Below are 16,493 nucleotides of genomic sequence, written 5' to 3'. Positions count from 1 at the left end.
GGTCGGTGCGTGAGGTGTTCACGAATGGCTCCTTGGGGCAGGTGGGCTGGCGAAGTGGCGGAGCGCGGCGTCGTCCGGCACGTCAGCCGCCGGCCCGCACGAGTGACCAGTCCCGGGTCACGACCGCGTCCCTACGGACGAGGACCGTCGCGGTGGCGGTCCGGTAGCCGGTCGCGCTCGCGGTGAACGCGGTGCGGCCGATCGCTGAGGAGAACACCCAGTACAGGCCGTCGCCGACGGCAGGGTCCACGGGCGTGGTGACGCCGGTGCCGGCCTCCTGGGGCTGTCCGGTGCGGCCCACAGTCGCGAAGACCGGGGCGCCGCTGTCGTGGTCACCGGCGAACCCGACGACCAGTCCACCCTCGACCGGGCGGCAGGCGCGGGAACCCACGAACACGTCGTCGACCGCCCACCACCAGGCGTCGTGACCCCGGTAGTGGAACCGGATCCGGACGTCCTTGCGACCGGCCGCCTGCGGCAGCGGCAGACTGACGGTTCCGAACGCGTGACCGTTGGTCTGCCGCCACACCGTCGTCCAGGTCCGGCCGCCGTCGGTGCTCACGTCGACCTCGGCCCGCTGGCCGGTGCCGTCCGGGTAGTAGGAGGTGTCGAAGGTGAGCCGCGGCGCGGCGTCACCGGAGAGGTCGAGCGCCGGCGAGGTGAGGCTGGTGTCGAACCGCTGTCCGGCGCCGAACGCCGAGTCGGCGACGGCGAACCGGCCGCCACCGCCGTCGGGCACGGGTCGATGGCCGGGGTTGTCGAACCGCCAGCCCGGCCGGCCCGAGGTCTGCCAGCCGCCCCTCGTGCCGGTGTCGGACCAGTCGTCGAAGCTCACGCCGACGCCGCTGAAGCGGTAGCCCGGGGCGGTGCAGGCCGACACGTCGACGGTCAGCGCCACGTCCTGGACGAGGTCCGCCCCCGCCAGCTCGATCGTCCGCCGGGCGGTCTGGTAACCGGGGTACTGGGCGGTGACCTGCACGGTGTACGACGAGGCACGGGGCAGCCGGACGCGGTACCGCCCGGTCACCGGGTCGGTGAAGACCGGCCCGAGCGGATAGCCGCCGATGACGAGCTTGGCGTACAGCGGCCAGCCGTGTCCCGATCCGTCGGTGACGGTGCCGCTGACCGTGCTCATCGGCTGGGACACGAGCCCGACGTCGGCGGTAGTGGTCGCGCCCTCGCGGACCTGCGCCTGCGTCCTGCCGGAGGCGTAGCCGTACTTGCGCGCCTCGATCGTGTAGCTGCCGAGAGGCAGGGCGCCCGACTGGTACCCGCCGTCCGCGTCGGTGCTCACCTCGCGGCTGACCGGACCGGTGATGGTGACTGTGGCGCCGGGGACCGGCTTCGCCGTCGCGGCGTCGGTGACGGTGCCGCTCACCCTGCCCGTGGGGCCTCTCGGCGCCTGGTTGACCAGTGCGAGCGCGTCCAGCCGGCCCTCGCCGAAGGCGTTGTTGTCGTCGTCGGTGCCGCCGCACTGGCCGTCCGGGTTGTCGACGGCGGTGCCGTCCAGCAGGGACCTGGTGGCGTCGAGGTCCCCCACCATGGCCCCGGCCGCCGACCAGACCAGGGCGACTGCGCCCGCGACGTGCGGCGCGGCCATCGAGGTGCCGTTGAGGTTGCCGTACGCACCGCCCGGCATGCTCGACCGGACGTTCACGCCCGGTGCCGCGATGTTCGGCTTGATCTCGCCGTCCTGCCCCTCTCCGCGGGACGAGAACGGCGCGAGGGCGTGCGCCGAGTCGTACGCGCCGACCGAGTAGTTGATCTTCCGGCTGCCCGGGGCGCCACTGGTCCGGCAGCCCGGCCCGTTGTTGCCGTTGGCCCAGACAGAGAAGATGCCCGACGCGCTCCACGCCAGACTGATGTCCTCCAGGAACGGGTCGTTCGAGGGGCTGGTGGTGCCCCACGAGTTGTTGATGATGTGTGGCCGCTTGCCGGCATCCGGGTTCTGCCCGTTCAGGTCGGTCGGTTCGAGCAGCCACTGGCCGGAGCGGATCAGCGCGGCGTCGTCCGGGCAGCAGCCGTTGGCGGCGATCCAGCGGGCCTTCGGCGCCACCCCGATCCGGTTCCCGGCGCCGTCGTCGCCGACGATGGTGCCCATCGTGTGGGTGCCGTGCCCGTCGCCGTCGCAGGGCGCGGCGCCGCAGGTGCCGGCCGCGTCGAACCAGTTATAGTTGTGGTCGAACACCCCGTCGCCCCGGTTGCCGCGGTACTGCCGGACCAGGGCCGGGTGGTCGAACTGGACGCCGGTGTCGATCGAGGCCACCGTGATGTCCTCGCCGCGTACGCCGAGCTGTTCCCAGACGTCGTCGGCGTGGATGTTGGCGATCCCCCACTCGACCGCGTCGGCCGCCTGCCGGCCGGTGCCCCTGGTGACAGGTGGCGGGGCCACTGTGAACGACGGCAGCAGCGAGCCGACCTCGCTCCTGGCGGCCAGCCGCTCGGCGAGCGCCTCGTCACCGGTCACCTTGATCGCGTTCGTCGCCCAGAAGCTCTGGTACCGGACGCCCGATGCGGTGAGTTCCGTGCGTACCGCGCGCTGGCTCTGCTCGGCCGTGCGCTTCAGCGCCGCGGCCACCGCCGTGCCGCGCGCGTTCCAGTCCTTGATCACGCCGGCCTCGGCCAGGTCTGCCTTTCCGTCGAAGTAGACCCAGAAGTCCACCGAGGAGCTGGCGGTGCTCAGCTGGGCCTGCAACTGGGGACGGATCTTGGCTTTGATCGCGGCGGCCGCCCCCGGGTCCGGTGCGGCCGAGGGGATCGCGGTGGCGGCGCCGCTCAGGGTGAGCACCGTGGCGATGGTGGTCGCCACCACTGTCGTGAGTCTTCGTCGTGACGGATGGGCGGGGCGCATGCGGGTTCCTTCCCTGAACGGGCTGTGCGAGTTGCGGACTGTCACAACGGCAGGTAGCGGTCGTCGTCCTCGGCGTCGGTGGTGTCGCCCGGTCCGGCTCCGGCCGGGGATTCCCCAGGTGTGGCCGCGGGGCCGGTGGGCTCCGGCGATGTCGTCTCGTCCTCGTCCGGGTCGTCTCGTTGCGGCATGCCAGCATCGTGGTCAACCGCGGGATGGTGCTGCGATCCCCCAGGTGAGGGAAACAACCCCGAGCAGCCGGGGGGTCAGTCGGCCGCGGCGGTGCCGGACCCGGGGACCAGCCCCGCGGAGATCGCCCGCGCGGAGAGCGCCGCACGGGAGGACACCCCGAGCTTGCGCATCGCCGACTTCAGCTGGCTGGCCACCGTGTGGTGTGAGCGGTGCAGGGCAGCCGCTATCTCCCGGTTCGTCCGCCCCTCGGCCGCGAGGGCGACGGCTTCCAGCTCACGGGGCGACAGTTCGGATCCGTAGCCCTTCCGGCCACCACGCCAGACGCGCGGCACCGCGCGACCGTGTGCGCGGAGGGCACGGGCGACCCGGTCCACGTCGAGACCCGCCGGCAGGGCCGACAGCCGGCCCAGGACCTCGGTGAGCAGGTCGAGCCCTTCCGGGACGGCCCCGGCCCGGATCAGGCACCGTGCCTGCCGCTCCGCGGAGAGCGCCGCGCTGTACGGCCGGGGAAGCGCCGCCCATGCCGCCGCGGCTCGCGCGAACAGGCCGGCCGCCGAGTCGTAGCCGCCCGCGGCCTCGGCGAGCAGGCCGCGGCAGTCGAGCACGGCGGCACGCGGTGCCGGCAGCGGCCCGTCCCGCAGTCCCTCGGCGAACGTGTCGACCAGGTCCCTGGCCTGCGCCAGGGCGCCGGTGGCGAGCAGGGCCTGGACCCGTGCCGGCACCACATCCGTGCCCCAGAGCCACACCCCCTTCGCCAGGACGGCCTCGCAGGGGTCACGGGAGATCGCCACGGCCTCGTCGGGCCGTCCCTCGCGCAGCCGGATCTGTGCCAGCGTCGCCACCGCCTCCGCGACTGTGTCCCAGGCGCCGGCGTCCCGGGCGCCGGCCACGACGAGGTCGATGTCCCGGCCGGCCCGGACGAGGTCGCCGGCTGCCATGCGCAGGAGACCGCTGACCATGATCGGCTCGACCCGGCTCACCGGGTGGAGGTCGTCAGTGGCCGCCATAGCCGCCGCCCGCTCCGCGAGGCCGTCCCAGGCTCCCGTGAACCAGTCCAGGTGCAGCTTCGTGGAGTCGACGAGTTCGGTGATCCGGACCTGCTCGTACTCGACGGCGAGCCGGCGCCCGGCGGCGAGCCAGCGGCCGGCTTCCGCGTACCGGCCCCACCGCATGGCAGCGTCGCCGATGTTCAGGTGAGCGACGGTGATGATCCGGCGGTCCCGGGGGGCCTGCGCCACGGCGGGAATCTGCCCGGCCTCCACCCATCCTCGCCGGTCACCGAGTTGCAGCAGGGCGGCTGCCCGGCCGGCCGCGACCCGCAACCGGTCCGACGGCTCCAGGAAGCGCGCGAACTCCGCCGCCCGGTCCAGCCAGGTCAGGTGTCGCGCCGCCGGTGAGCGGCCACGCGGCCAGCCGAGCACCATCATGGCGACCGCGGGCGAGGCGCGCTCCCGGTCGAGGTGCGGTAGCGCCCGTTCCAGCTCGGCGTGCGCCCCGTCGAACTCCTCCATGTCGTTGAGGATCCGGGCGAGCTGGAATCGCAGGTTCGCCTCCACACCCGGATCGGGTACGCCCCGGCTGAGCACCCGGCGTACGGCGCCGACGAGATCCCGCAGACGGTCCGCGCCGGTGAAGGACCCGAACGGCACCTTGTCCACCAGCGCGCACATCTGCTCGGCCGGCACGTCACCGTTGGTCAGGACGTCGTGCAGCAGCGCGCCCGCGGTCGTCTCGTCGCCGGTCTCCAGCGCCACGTCGGCGGAGAGCTGCGCGTACCGGCTCCACCTCTGGCCGTCCCCGGCCTGGCGGAAATGCCTCGCGAGTTGCGCCAGCGGTCGTGGGGTCGAGCTTTCGAGCACCCGTCCAGCGCGTTCGTGCAACGTCCGGCGGTCCCGTTCCGCAATGGCGTCGTAGATGGACCGACCGGCCAGCACGTGGCGGAAGGACACCCGGAGGTGGTCCCGTTGGCGCAGCAGCCGATGCGCGACGGCTTCGGACAGTCCGTCGGCGAACTCGGCCGGCGGCAGGCCGCTGACCTGCGACAGCACGTGCTCGGCGACCGGGTCGCCGAGGACCGCGGCGGCGCGCAGCACCGCCTGGGTGGGCGGGGCGAGGCGGCCGGCGTGCTCGAGCACGGTGTCCCGCACGGTCGGCGGCACCACGATCTCGTCCAGCGGCAGCCGCTTCCAGTCCTGGCCGCGACGGATGAGGTCGCCTCGCCGGGCCATGAGCCGCACGCACTCCTCCACGGCGAGCGGCACCCCCTCGGTGTGCGCGTGCAGGTGCCGGGCGAACTCGTCGGAGACCTGCTGGTGGGCCAGCATCGACGAGGCGAGAGCCGCGGTCTCGGACAGGTCGAGCGGGCGGAGGACGAGCCGGAGCCGCGCGCGGTGCGGCCGGAGCCGCCCCGACAGGCGCAGCAACCAGGGGTCTCCCACCAGGTTCTCCGGACGGTAGGCCACCACCAGGCCGGGCCCCCGGGGATGCTCGGCCAGGAACAGGAGGAACTCCCGGGTCGCGTCGTCGGACCACTGCGCGTCGTCGACGACGAGCAGGGTCACCCCCAGCTTGTCGAGCAGTTCGGCGAGCGCCCGGAGCACCCGGTGCCGGGCGGTGCTCGCATCGGCCGCCGGCTCCGGAGCCGGCGGAAGGTGCTCGGCCCATTCGGGGAACAGCGGTCGCAGGGCTCCGGCCAGGCCACTGAGGCTCAGGCCGGCCACCGTCTCGACGTCGGTGGTGAGCAGCGCCTCGACGATCGGCCCCAACGTGTACGGCTCGCGAAAGGGCGGGCAGACCGCGGTCAGCGCCGAGTGCCGGGCACCCGCGGGCGACGACAGGAACTCGTCCAGGAGCCGGCTCTTGCCGACGCCGGCCTCGCCCTCGATGAGGACCAGCGCCGAGGTGCCGCTGAGCACCTGACCGAGTCGGAGCAGGTCCGGCTCGCGGCCGATGAGCAGGGGTGCCGCTACCCCACCCGCGTCCGGGTCGGCCGGTTGGACAGCGACCTCGTCGACCACCGCCGCCCCCTGCCGTCGCCTGCGCACGTCTCCACAACTGTCTTTGATCATCGCGGTGGCGGTGGCGGGCGACAAGAGCCTCGGCCCGATCCGCCCACCCGTCGGTGACGGCGCGCGCGCACCGCCGACTTGACACGCACCGGCACGACCGCCCTAATATTCATGATCTCGGATGCCACAGTGGCCGGGTCGTGAGCGAGGAGTCAGATGCGGACGCTCGGCGAGTCACCCCCACGGGACGGCGCGGCACCGGCCGGCATCAACCGTCGTCACCTGCTCGGCCTGGTCACCGCCGCGCTGGCGGCCGGCGTCATTCCGGAGGCGTGGCTCGCGGAGGCCGCGTACGGCGCGACGCCGCGATGGAACCGGCCGTTCGACAAGTGGGTTCCGGTGACGTCGCCCTTCGGCCCGCGGACGGACCCCATCACCGGTGAGTCCAGGATGCACAACGGCACGGACTACAGCCACTCGGGAATCCTCGGCTACCCGGTCCGGTCGATCGCGGCAGGCACCGTGACCGGTGTCTCGTACAGTGCGGGCGGCCTCGGCCACAACGCCACCATCACACACGCGGACGGCTGGCGGAGCGTCTACGGACACATGCGGGAAGCTCCCCGGGTCGGGACGGGCACCCAGGTCGCAGCCGGGCAGCACATCGGCAACGTGGGCTCCACCGGCCACTCCACCGGCCCGCACCTGCACCTCGAGGTCTTCCAGCCGAACGGTCAACGAGTCGACCCCGAGTCGGTTCTCAGAGGCGCCCCGTACGCCGGGGCGCCCGGATCACCCCCCGAGATCGTCACCAAGGACGGACTGATGTACCTCATCTGGAGCACCGGCGGAACCGGCTACCTGGTCACCCCCAACCGCGTCATCGGACTGCGGTCGATGGCGCACTACAACCTGTTCAAACGGATCATCAACTCGAACCAGGCCGCCGACCAGCCCGAGGTCTTCAACGCGCTGGAGATCGACCAGATCAACGCCTACCTCAACGGCACAGTGCCCGCCTGATCCGGCGCTTCCCGGTGCCGCACCTCGGCCGTCGTCGGAGGCGGCGGAAAAGCGCCCGTCCCTTCGTCGCCGCACACCGGCCGCCACAGGTGCGTCAGCCGGCCGGTGCGCCTGTCCGGCCGGCGAGGTCGCGTGTCGAGGTGACGCGGGCGACGTCGAGCGACTCGGCCGTCAGGCGGGCACCAAGTGCACGCCAAGTGCATTGCCGCAACGTCGAGTCCGACGACGAGCGGCCGCTGCGGGCGGCGGGGAGACGAGATGGACACCAGAACCGCACACACCACGCCGAACATGACCGGCTTCCAGGTCAACCACCGCACCATGCGGGCCGACACCCGGCGCCTGGCCGAGTTGCTGGCCCGGGTCGCCACCGGGCAGGTCGCGTACGACCGGCGCCGGGCGGTCGCGCTTCGGACGTACCTGCGGCTGCTCTGCGACGGCATCCACCACCATCACCGGATGGAGGACGAGGTGCTCTGGCCCGTGCTGGAACGCTCGGCCGGGGCCGAGGTGGATCTCCGGGAGCTCAGCGAGGACCACGTCGCGCTCGACCCGGTGCTGGACGAGATCCGGGCCGCCGCGCACGATCTCGTCGGGGCGTTCGCCGCCGCCGACCTGCCGGCGACCCGGCAGGTCGCGACGCGGCTCGCCGACGTCCTCGCCCGGCTGCGGGACCTCCTCGACGAGCACATCGAGGAGGAGGAGCGGTTGATCTTCCCGGTGATCCGGCGCTACGTCGGCGTCGACGACTGGAACACCGTCGAGGCGGCGGTGCGCAAGGGCGGGGCGCTGCGCTTCGAGCTTCCCCGCATGGAGCGGTACGCCCGGCCCGAGGAGCTGGCCGAGCTCAAGGCCGTCGCGGGTCCGGTGCTGCGGATCATGTTGGCCGTGCTGCGACCGGGGTTCCGGCGTCGGGAGGCTACGGTCTTCGTCGGGTGAACCGGCCGGCGGACACGGCCGTCATGTCAGCCGACACCGGCGTACGCCGACTCGTCCGCCCAGGGCACCGCGCCGACGGCACGGGCCAGCCTCAGCCCGGCGGCGCGGTGCGCCGCGGCGGCCGCCGGGTCGGCGAGGACGACGGCGAGCGCCGCCAGGGTCTGATCCACCGGGCCGAGCGAGATCGACCCGCACTCCAGCCCGGCGAAGTGCCCGGCCCACGGCAGCAGTTCCGCGTAGCAGCGACGGGCCGCCTCCTGGTCGGCCAGTCCGGCCGCCACCTGGCCGCGCAGCGTCATCCAGTAGAGCCACAGGTAGTCCGGGCGGATCGGCTGCCCGGGCCGCCACACCTCGCGGGCGCCCGCGACGTCACCGGCGGAGAGCAGCGCGTGGGCCAGCACGTCGTGGGTGTCCTCGGGAACCCGGCGGTGCACCCGCCGGAGCGGCTCGATCAGCTCGTGCCCCCGGCCCGCCGTGGTCAAGACCGTGAACTGGCCCATCAGCCCCATCGCCGCGGCGTTGGGTCCACCGATACGACCCATTCGTTCACTGACCTCGGTGTACCGGTGCATCGCCGCATCGAGGTCACCGGCGAACAGGGCGGTGAGGCCCTCGAACCAGCCCATCACCGCGAGGACCAGCCCCAACTGTCCCGAGGCGGCCTGGGCGACGGCCTGGTCGACGTGGTGCCGCGCCTCGGTCAGGTCCGCCCGCAGCAGAGCCGCCTGATAGAGGATGTGGTGGGCCTCGCACTGGTACGCGGTGAGCCCGGCCGCCTCGCCGACCGCGAGCAGTTCGGCACCGATCTCGGCCAGCTCCGCGCGGAACGACGGGGCGATCGCCACGAAGTAGCGGGCGTTCAGGGCCCGGCACAACAGCTCGGGATCCCCTGCGGATCGGGCCAGCGCCACCGCCTCCCGGGTGATCGTGTCCGCTCGTCCGAGGTCGGTGCCCTCGATCTCGAACGCGAGCGTGGCGAGCAGCCGGCTGCGCAGCCCGGCCCGATCCGGCCCGACCCGCCGCAACGCCTGCTCCAGCCGCCGCACCAACGGCTCGTCGACGATCCGGTCCGGCCGGATCGTCCAGGTGACCGGCGCGTCGAAGCAGGTCAGTGCGGTGTGCAGCGCGTCCGGCTCGCCGCCGTCCGCGGCCAGCCGGATCGCCCGGTCGCGGGCGTCGCGGGCCGCCAGCACGTCGCCCGCGAGCGCGCTCTGCCCGGCCAGCCCGCAGAGCACACCCAGCCGTACGTCCGCGGCGACGTCGTCGGGCGCGAGGTCGGCGGCGCGTAACGCCCCGGCCCACAGCGTCGCCGCCTCCCGGGGCGCGCCCAGCGCGGCGGCGTGTCGCGCGGCGCCGGCGGCGTGGCGTACCGCCTCCGGTGCGCTCGCCGGGGTCAGCGCGGCGAGCGCGTGACGGCCCAGTGCCGCGACGTCGTCCGGTCGCTGCTCGCGCAGCACCGCCAGGACACGGCTGTGCATGCGGGTGCGGCGCAGCAGCGGCACGGCGCCGTAGAGGGCGTCGTGCATCAGCGCGTGGGCGAACCGGACCCGGCCCGGTGCGGGTTCGACCAGCAGACCCGCTGTGATACCGGCCTCCAGGCCGTCCAGCACCGTGTCCTCCACGCCGCCGTCCACCGCCACCAGCACGTCGACCTCCGACTCCGGTCCGAGGACGGCGGCCTGCCGCAGCACGGTCTGGGCCGCCGCCGGCAGCCGGGCTAGCCGCCGGTGCAGGACGTGACTCAGCCCGGCCGGCACGCCGTCCAGTGCGGACTCCCGGCCCTCGGCGGCGATCAGCTTCGCCAGCTCCACCACGAAGAGTGGATTCCCGCCCGAGCGTTCGCGGACGGCGTGCAGCACCTCCGCGTCGGCTCCCGGTACACCGTGCCGGTGCAACAGGTCGACGACGGCACGGTCGGGCAGGCCGCCGAGGCTCAGCTCGACCGCCGGAGCGCCGGCCAGCGCCGCGCGGGCCGCGCGCAGCTCGTCGGTGACCTCGGTGGGGCGGTACGTGACAACGACCAGCACGGCGGTGGAGCCGATCGTCGTGGTGATGTGACGCAGGATGCGCAGGGTCTCTCCGTCGGCCCGGTGGACGTCCTCCACCACCACGAGCAGCGGCTGGTCGGTCGCCGTGCGACGGAGGTAGTCGGCGAGGCTGCGCCGCAGGTGGAACTCGGCGTGGCGGCCACCCGGCCCGTCACCGGCGGCGTCGGGCGTGCCCGGACCGGCCGGGCCGCCGGAGCCGTCCGGGACGTCGGAGCCCGGACCGGCCGGCCCGTCCCGTCCCAGCAGCAGCCGCAGGCCGCGCTGTTCGGCCGCGCCGAGCGGAACCTGGGCGTCGAGTCGCTCGACGATCTCGTGCCACGCCCATCCGGGCGGCGCGCCCGCCACGTCGGGGCACGTGCCGGCGGCGGCTGCCCAGCCGGCGGCGGTGAGTTCGTCGACGAGGTGGCGGACCAGCGTGGACTTGCCGGCGCCGGGATCGCCGTGCAACCAGCACACCGTCGCACCGGCGGTCCGGGCACGGTCGGCGGCCCCGCGCAGCCGGGCCAGTTCGCCGTCCCGGCCCAGGGGCTCGTCGGCGCGGCCGGGGCCGGGCGAGCGGTCCGGACGGACGGCCGCGGCGGGCAGGCGTACCGTCCGGGCCGGTGCCGCGACGGGCGCGGGACGCGACGGCGCGACGCGCAGCCGGGGGTGATGCTGCAGCAGGTCGACCTCCAGTGCCCGCAGCGCCGGGGTGGGGTCGACGCCGAGCTGCTCGGCGAGGGCCGCACGGGTCGCGCGCAGGACCGCCAGCGCGTCCGCCTGCCGGTCTACCCGGTAGAGCGCCGTGGCGAGCAGGCAGGCCGCTGCCTCGCGAAGCGGATGTTCACGGACGTGCGTGTCCAGGTCGAGGATCACCCGATCCGGCCGGTTCAGCGCGAGCAACGCCTCGGCCCGTCGCTCGAACGCGGTCGACCGCATCCCGGCGAGCCGGTCGCTCTCCCGGTCGGCCCACGGTTCGCCGGCGAACTCGGCGTAGGCGGCGGGGCCGGACCAGCAGGCCAGGGCGGCATCGACGGCGGCGAGCATGTCGGCCGGGTCCGCGTCGCCCGTGATCGCCGAGCGGCGCAACATAGCCTCGAAGCGCCACGCGTCCACCGCGTCGGCCGGCAGCCGCAGCGCGTAGCCGGGGGCGGCGGTCACCAGCAGCCGGGCGGGCACGCGTGGTGGCCGGCCCGGCTCGAGCACCCGGCGCAGGTTGGAGACGTAGACCTGCAGGGCCGCCTGCGCGCGGGGCGGCGGATCGGCGGACCACAGGTCGTCCACCAGCCGGTCGACCGAGACGACCTGCCCGTCGGCAGCAACGAGCCGGGCCAGCACCGCGCGTTGCCGCGGGGGGCCGAGGTCGATCGCCGTGCCGTCTCGGCCGGCCCGAATCGATCCCAGCACACCGATCGTCGTCACGCGAGAAACCGTAGTGGTCCGCGATCCGCCCGCACGATCCCCTTTCTGACTCGTGGCATCCGGCCGGCGCCGATCAGGGGCGCGCGGACCGGCCACGCACCACAGTGGCAATCGGAGGCCAAGGCGCCGTTAAGTGCCGGCCAAACGACGAGGTGCTTCATGGGTGTCACAGCGCACCCCTCCGGGTGCGGCCGGAAAGAGGACATCCATGAGAAGACAGCAACGCCACCGCCGCGGAAGCCGGCGGTGGCTCGCCGCGGTGACCGGCGTGAGCCTGGCCGTGTCGCTGACCGGACCGGCAATCGCGGCCGACCCGGTGCAGTACGACGAGCAGGAGGTGAACCACGCCCTGTTCGCCGCGGTCGTGCAGGTGCGCGACGGGGGCACGCAGGGCCTGGTGGACGCGGTGATCGCCGCCGAGCTGAGCGACTGGCGCGCGGTGCATCCGAATGCCGACGCCGCCACCGTCCGGGGTCACCTGGACACCGTCACCGGGCTGGTCACCGCCGCGGTCCCACCCGGCGACGAGTCGCCCGCGCGACTGCATCTGCTTGGCACGGCGATGGAGCGCCTGGCCGGCAGCGACGCGGCGCACCTCGGCGGGCCCACCGTGCGAGGTCTGCTACGGAGCACCACCGGTGAGGAGCTGAAGGGGATCGTCCCGCCGATCGAGCAGATCCGCAGCGGCACCCAGGACTACATGTGGGAGATCGTTTCCCGGGGCGCCCTCGGCACGGTGTGGGGCACGCTGCACCAGCAGGCCGCCGACGACCCGGTCCTCACGCAGGTGTGGAACGCCGCCGTCGGCTCCCGCATCGGCCTCGACCTGGACACCCCGCCCGCCGAGTTGGCGCAGTCGTCGGATCTCGCCGGGCACCTCGACCTGACCGCGATCACGGCGCGACTCGGCGACAGGACCGCGTACCGGGCGGAGGTGCAGAACCAACTGGACGTGGCGATCGCGGCGTTGCGGCAGCGGACCGTGCAGGCGGTGACCGACGCCGTCGCCCAGTCCGACCGGTTCCCGATCGACGGCCCGAACAAGCCGACCAGCGCGGACGAGGCGGCGGCGAAGGCCAAGGCGGAGTCGGACCGCAAGCTCAACGAGCAGCTCGGCCAGGCCGTCACAGTGCTCGGAAAGCTCGCCGGCATGGTCGACAAGCAGTTCGGCAAGCAGATCGAGACCATCGCGAAGGCGGTCGTCGGTGCGATCACCGCGATCACCACGTACACCGCCGCCATGTCCGCCGCCGGTCTCACCTTCGCGGCCGCGGCCATGTCGACGTTCACACTGGTCGGAGCACTGGTCGGCGTTGCGATGACGCTGCTTCCGCTGTTCACCTCCGGCGGCGGTGCGGACGACGGCACCGGCGGCCAGATCGCGGCCCTGCGCGACCAGATCAACCGGCTGGCGGTCGGGATGGATCGCCGGTTCGACCGGATCGAGAAGATGCTCGGGGTCATGTACGACGGGCTCACCGCACAGCTCGACGCGCTCGCCCGGGATCTGGCGGAGGTCCGCGTCCAGCTCGCGGTCATCGCCGGTCAGCTCATCGTGCTCGACCAGCGGGTGGACGCGCTCGCCCTGGCCAGCCAGGCGGCCTTCGAGCAGATCGCCGGTGCGCCGCTGCGCACCAGCGTGGACCTGTACGTGCACCGCGAGGCCCGGGGTGTGCCGGCCATCGACTCGTACGCCACCTACTTCGACAAGGCGGACTCGCCCACGCGCACCTTCGCCGCGGACGCGGCCCGGCAGGCGCCCTTCGTGGTCCCCACCGGCACCTCACTCGCCGACCCGGTCTCCACTGTGGGTCTCTCCCTGCCGTCCGGGGCGATCGACTACCTGGCGCAGTGGGCCGGCGCGCGGGGGATCGCGCTCACGCCCGCCCCCGGTGACGGCCCGGCTTCGGGAGTGGCCAATCCCTCCGCCTGGCTGCTCGGCGCCCGCGCCAACCTCATCCTGCAACTCCAGAACCCGCAGTACGCGGCCCAGCTGTCCGCGGCGGAGACGCAGACCACGGTCGCCGCCGGCGAGGCGGTCAACCGCCGGGTCCGGCAGTTCAGCGCCCCGGCCGCCAACGGCGGCACGAACGCGCTGTTCGAACGGCTGCTCGCCGACTACCGCACCGCGACGACCGGCTGGTCCACTGCCCTGGAGGACGTGGGCCGGGGCGTACGGTGGGTCGAAGGGGAGCGCTCGTACGACATCTGGGGCAGCCCCGACCAGGAGATCCCCGCGGCCGGCCGGATCGCGGACGTGGCCGGCATGCCCTACTGCGGCACCACCTTCTCGCAGTTCGCCACCCCGGCACCGGTCAACCGGTCCGCGCTGCCGAACGTCTACCACCTGGGCAACTACGGCATGGCTCCGGCGTACCGGCCGCAACTGCGCTCGTGCGTGGAGGCCGAGTTCGTCAACCTCGAGGTGATCGACGGGCCCCGTAGCCAGCGGACCAACGGTGACCTGCAGGTGATCGTCCACCAGCAGGCACAGTGGAACGGCGGCCAGTGGCAGGACGTGCGCACCGTCACCTGGAAGACCAGGCTGCTCGACATCTGCCTGTGGGATCAGCGCGCCAACCCGCCGTCCGGCTACTGCCGCGATCCGCACTACTACATGGCGGACAAGTGGGCGACCATGTACCGGGCCGCGGTGGAGGCGCACGGAACTGTGGTGGACAATCCCGCGGCGCTGGCCGAGGCTCGGACCAAGGTGCGGGCGATGCTGACGGGCAAGCAGCGCTACTTCTACCGGGTCGCGGCGCTCGGCACCGGTGTGGACCGTCCGCCGGCGGGAAGCTGGGGACTCTCCCAGCAGCTCTGGGACGCCGGCAAGAAGGTCTCCGACGCGGTACGGCTGTTGCAGATCTTCAGCGAGCTGGGGTGGTCATCGGCACTCGAGCGCGACGACGTACTGCACGGGCGGCTCTTCGGCGATCGGGCGCTGCCCGCCGACTTCCGGTTGCCCCGCAGCCAGAGCAGCTACAACACCGGCTCCCTGCACCTGCAGAACGCCTACCAGAAGGCGTCGACGAACTACGCCGGATGCACCCAGCAGGTGGACTGGGATCCGTGCCAGGGTGACGTCTCGGGGCTGAGCCCGCTGGCCGGGCAGGAGCAGTTCGGCACCGGCTGCGCGCCCGCGACGGGAGCGAACGCACCGCGTGATCCGCTCGCCTCCTGCATCGTCCAGGCGGCAGCGACGCGCAGCGACGAGCTGTCGCAGCGGTACGCGTACTGGTCCGGCCGGATCGCGGCCGGAAACCACCGGGAAGGGCTGGCGTCGGTGCGCAGCGTGGTGGGGCTGCTGCGGGCCACCAGCGCGGCACTGCATCCTGCGGCCTGAACCGAGCCGCACGGTGGCCGGGGCGGGACGGGCAACCGTACCGCCCCGGCCACCCGGCCACCCGGTCACCGGGTCACCGGGTCACCGGGTCACCGGGCCGACCGATGGAAAACGGCCGGGGTCTCCCGGAACGCGGGGTCATGTGATCAGGTCGGCATGGTGCGGCCCTCGACGCCGGTACGTCGTTCGGTCGAAGTCGGCGTACGCGTCGCCCCCGGTCAGGTCCTGAACCCACAGACCGAAGAAGGCTCCCGTGAAGCCCCACACCTCGGGCACGCCGTCGACGATCTCAGTGCCGTGCTCGTCGGAGAGAACGGTCGCGTCGAGCACCTCCGGCCACCAGGTCACCGCCGCGCCCGGAGCCGACCGTCCGAAGCGCAGGCGCGGGCCGTCCAGCGCGGCGTGCAGCTCGACCGGCCCGTGCACCGGCGCGGCTGATCGAGGCGGTGCAACCGTCCACGTCGGCAGGCCAGCACGTCGGCCACCACGCCGACCTGCTCAACCCGCAGTCGGGCAGGTGTCTGGACGCGGACGGCTGGGGCACCGCCAACGGCACCGAGCTGATCATCTGGGCGTGCGGCACGAACCAGTCGAACCAGATCTGGCGACTGGGCTGAGTCGCGGCGTGGATCCCTGCCGCCCGGCAGGGATCCGCGCCGGTCAGCCGACCGGGCCGGTGCTCTCTCGCTCGACCAGGCGGAACGCGGGTTGCACGTGCGCCGGCGGCCCACCGTCGCCCTCGATCCGTGCCACCAGCCGCCGGACCGCCAGCCGGCCGATCTCCCGCTTGTCCGGTGCGACGGTGGTCAACGTGGGATTGCTGAAGCGCCCTTCCTCGATGTCGTCGATCCCGGCCACCGCCACCTCGGCCGGCACGGCGATGCCCGCCCTGCTGAGCGCACGCAGGGCACCGATGGCGGTCAGGTCGTTGTACGCGAGCACGGCGTCGGGGGGGTCGTCCAGGCCCAGCAGGTGGCGCATGGCGTGCTCGCCGTCCGATCGGCCGAACTGCTCGGTGGATGCGACGAGGCGGAGGTCGATCGGAATTCCCGCTGCGGCGAGCGCCTCCCGGTAGCCCCGGATGCGCAGGTGCGCGGACTGCCGGTCGTCCCCGGGCGCGGCGCCGATGAACGCGATCCGCCGCCGCCCCAGCGACACCAGGTGCGCGGTCGCCGTCCGGCTCGCCGCGACGTTGTCGATGGCGATGTGGTCGTACGGCACGTCGTAGACGCCCTCACCGATCAGCACCAGCGGCAACTGGGCCCGGCGGCCCAGCACCTCCTCCCGGCCGATCGCCACCGGACTGAGGATGAGGCCGTCGATGATGTGCCGCTGCGCTCCGTCCAGCAGCGTCAGCTCCTCGGCCCGGTCGCCGGCGGTGTTCTCCATCAGCAGCGTGTACCCGAGACCGGCGGCCTCCCGGATGGCCACGTCGGCCAGCTCGGCGAAGTACGGGTTGGTCAACTCGGGAATGGCCAGCGCGATCAGCCCGGTGCGGCCGCGGCGCAGGTGCCGCGCGCTCAGGTTGGGGGTGTAGCCCAGCTCGTCGATGGCCTGCTGCACGCGCTGCCGGGTGCTCTCCCCCACCGGCCGGTAGCCGTTGACCACGTTGGAGACGGTGGCGAGTGAGACCCCCGCCCGCTCCGCGATGTCCTTCAGGCTCACCCCCATGTGCCGTCCCTTCCGCC

10 protein-coding genes are annotated in these 16,493 nt (G+C 73.4%); 4 read left to right on the top strand and 6 right to left on the bottom strand.

Going from position 1 to position 16,493, the window contains the following annotated elements; genetic code table 11:
* Positions 1-82 precede the first annotated feature (82 nt).
* The 3 genes from O7622_RS16125 to O7622_RS16115 form a co-directional block, all read right to left on the bottom strand.
* On the bottom strand, positions 83-2,812 hold the full coding sequence (locus tag O7622_RS16125; protein WP_282308991.1) for a S8 family serine peptidase: 2,730 nt from the start codon (positions 2,810-2,812) through the stop codon (positions 83-85).
* Between the two features lie 80 nt (positions 2,813-2,892).
* Positions 2,893-3,039, bottom strand: coding sequence for a hypothetical protein (locus O7622_RS16120; protein ID WP_282308990.1), 147 nt, complete (start codon positions 3,037-3,039; stop codon positions 2,893-2,895).
* A 75-nt stretch (positions 3,040-3,114) separates the two neighbouring features.
* Positions 3,115-6,084: an AAA family ATPase gene (locus O7622_RS16115; RefSeq protein ID WP_282308989.1), complete on the bottom strand. Its 2,970-nt coding sequence runs from the start codon at positions 6,082-6,084 to the stop codon at positions 3,115-3,117.
* 180 nt (positions 6,085-6,264) lie between these two features.
* On the opposite strand from O7622_RS16115, the gene O7622_RS16110 reads away from it, so the two are divergent.
* Together O7622_RS16110 and O7622_RS16105 are read left to right on the top strand one after the other, a co-directional pair.
* On the top strand, positions 6,265-7,071 hold the full coding sequence (locus tag O7622_RS16110) for a peptidoglycan DD-metalloendopeptidase family protein (protein ID WP_282308988.1): 807 nt from the start codon (positions 6,265-6,267) through the stop codon (positions 7,069-7,071).
* Between the two features lie 258 nt (positions 7,072-7,329).
* Positions 7,330-8,010, top strand: a complete 681-nt coding sequence (locus O7622_RS16105) for a hemerythrin domain-containing protein (protein WP_282308987.1) — start codon at positions 7,330-7,332, stop codon at positions 8,008-8,010.
* A 26-nt stretch (positions 8,011-8,036) separates the two neighbouring features.
* Here the strand turns inward: O7622_RS16105 and O7622_RS16100 are convergent, their stop codons facing one another.
* Complete coding sequence (locus O7622_RS16100; protein ID WP_282308986.1) at positions 8,037-11,459, bottom strand: BTAD domain-containing putative transcriptional regulator; 3,423 nt, start codon at positions 11,457-11,459, stop codon at positions 8,037-8,039.
* A 208-nt stretch (positions 11,460-11,667) separates the two neighbouring features.
* Between O7622_RS16100 and O7622_RS16095 the strand changes: the two genes are divergently transcribed.
* Positions 11,668-14,805 (top strand): hypothetical protein, encoded by a 3,138-nt coding sequence (locus O7622_RS16095; protein WP_282308985.1) that lies wholly within the window; start codon positions 11,668-11,670, stop codon positions 14,803-14,805.
* A gap of 138 nt (positions 14,806-14,943) precedes the next feature.
* Here O7622_RS16095 and O7622_RS16090 read toward each other — a convergent pair whose 3' ends face one another.
* The gene (locus O7622_RS16090; RefSeq protein WP_282308984.1) at positions 14,944-15,231 is read right to left on the bottom strand and encodes a hypothetical protein; all 288 of its coding nucleotides are present in this window, start codon (positions 15,229-15,231) and stop codon (positions 14,944-14,946) included.
* Positions 15,232-15,251: 20 nt separating this feature from the next.
* Here O7622_RS16090 and O7622_RS16085 point away from each other — a divergent pair, with 20 nt between their 5' ends.
* Positions 15,252-15,422 (top strand): ricin-type beta-trefoil lectin domain protein, encoded by a 171-nt coding sequence (locus O7622_RS16085; protein WP_282308983.1) that lies wholly within the window; start codon positions 15,252-15,254, stop codon positions 15,420-15,422.
* 43 nt (positions 15,423-15,465) lie between these two features.
* On the opposite strand, the gene O7622_RS16080 is transcribed toward O7622_RS16085, so the two are convergent.
* Entirely contained in the window at positions 15,466-16,476 is a 1,011-nt protein-coding gene (locus O7622_RS16080; protein ID WP_282308982.1) for a LacI family DNA-binding transcriptional regulator, read from the bottom strand.
* Between the last annotated feature and the right edge of the window lie 17 nt (positions 16,477-16,493).

Origin of the sequence: Micromonospora sp. WMMD1076, from assembly GCF_029581475.1 — a bacterium.
GTDB lineage: Bacteria > Actinomycetota > Actinomycetes > Mycobacteriales > Micromonosporaceae > Micromonospora > Micromonospora aurantiaca.
The sequence above is the reverse complement of the archived record's forward strand: the minus strand, read 5'-3'. Positions and strand labels throughout refer to the sequence as shown.

Excerpts from the sequence above, each read along its gene's own strand:
- O7622_RS16120 (WP_282308990.1), bottom strand. The coding sequence starts at position 3,039 with ATGCCGCAACGAGACGACCCGGACGAGGACGAGACGACATCGCCGGAG.
- O7622_RS16110 (WP_282308988.1), top strand. The coding sequence starts at position 6,265 with ATGCGGACGCTCGGCGAGTCACCCCCACGGGACGGCGCGGCACCGGCC.
- O7622_RS16105 (WP_282308987.1), top strand. The coding sequence starts at position 7,330 with ATGGACACCAGAACCGCACACACCACGCCGAACATGACCGGCTTCCAG.
- O7622_RS16095 (WP_282308985.1), top strand. The coding sequence starts at position 11,668 with ATGAGAAGACAGCAACGCCACCGCCGCGGAAGCCGGCGGTGGCTCGCC.
- O7622_RS16080 (WP_282308982.1), bottom strand. The coding sequence starts at position 16,476 with ATGGGGGTGAGCCTGAAGGACATCGCGGAGCGGGCGGGGGTCTCACTC.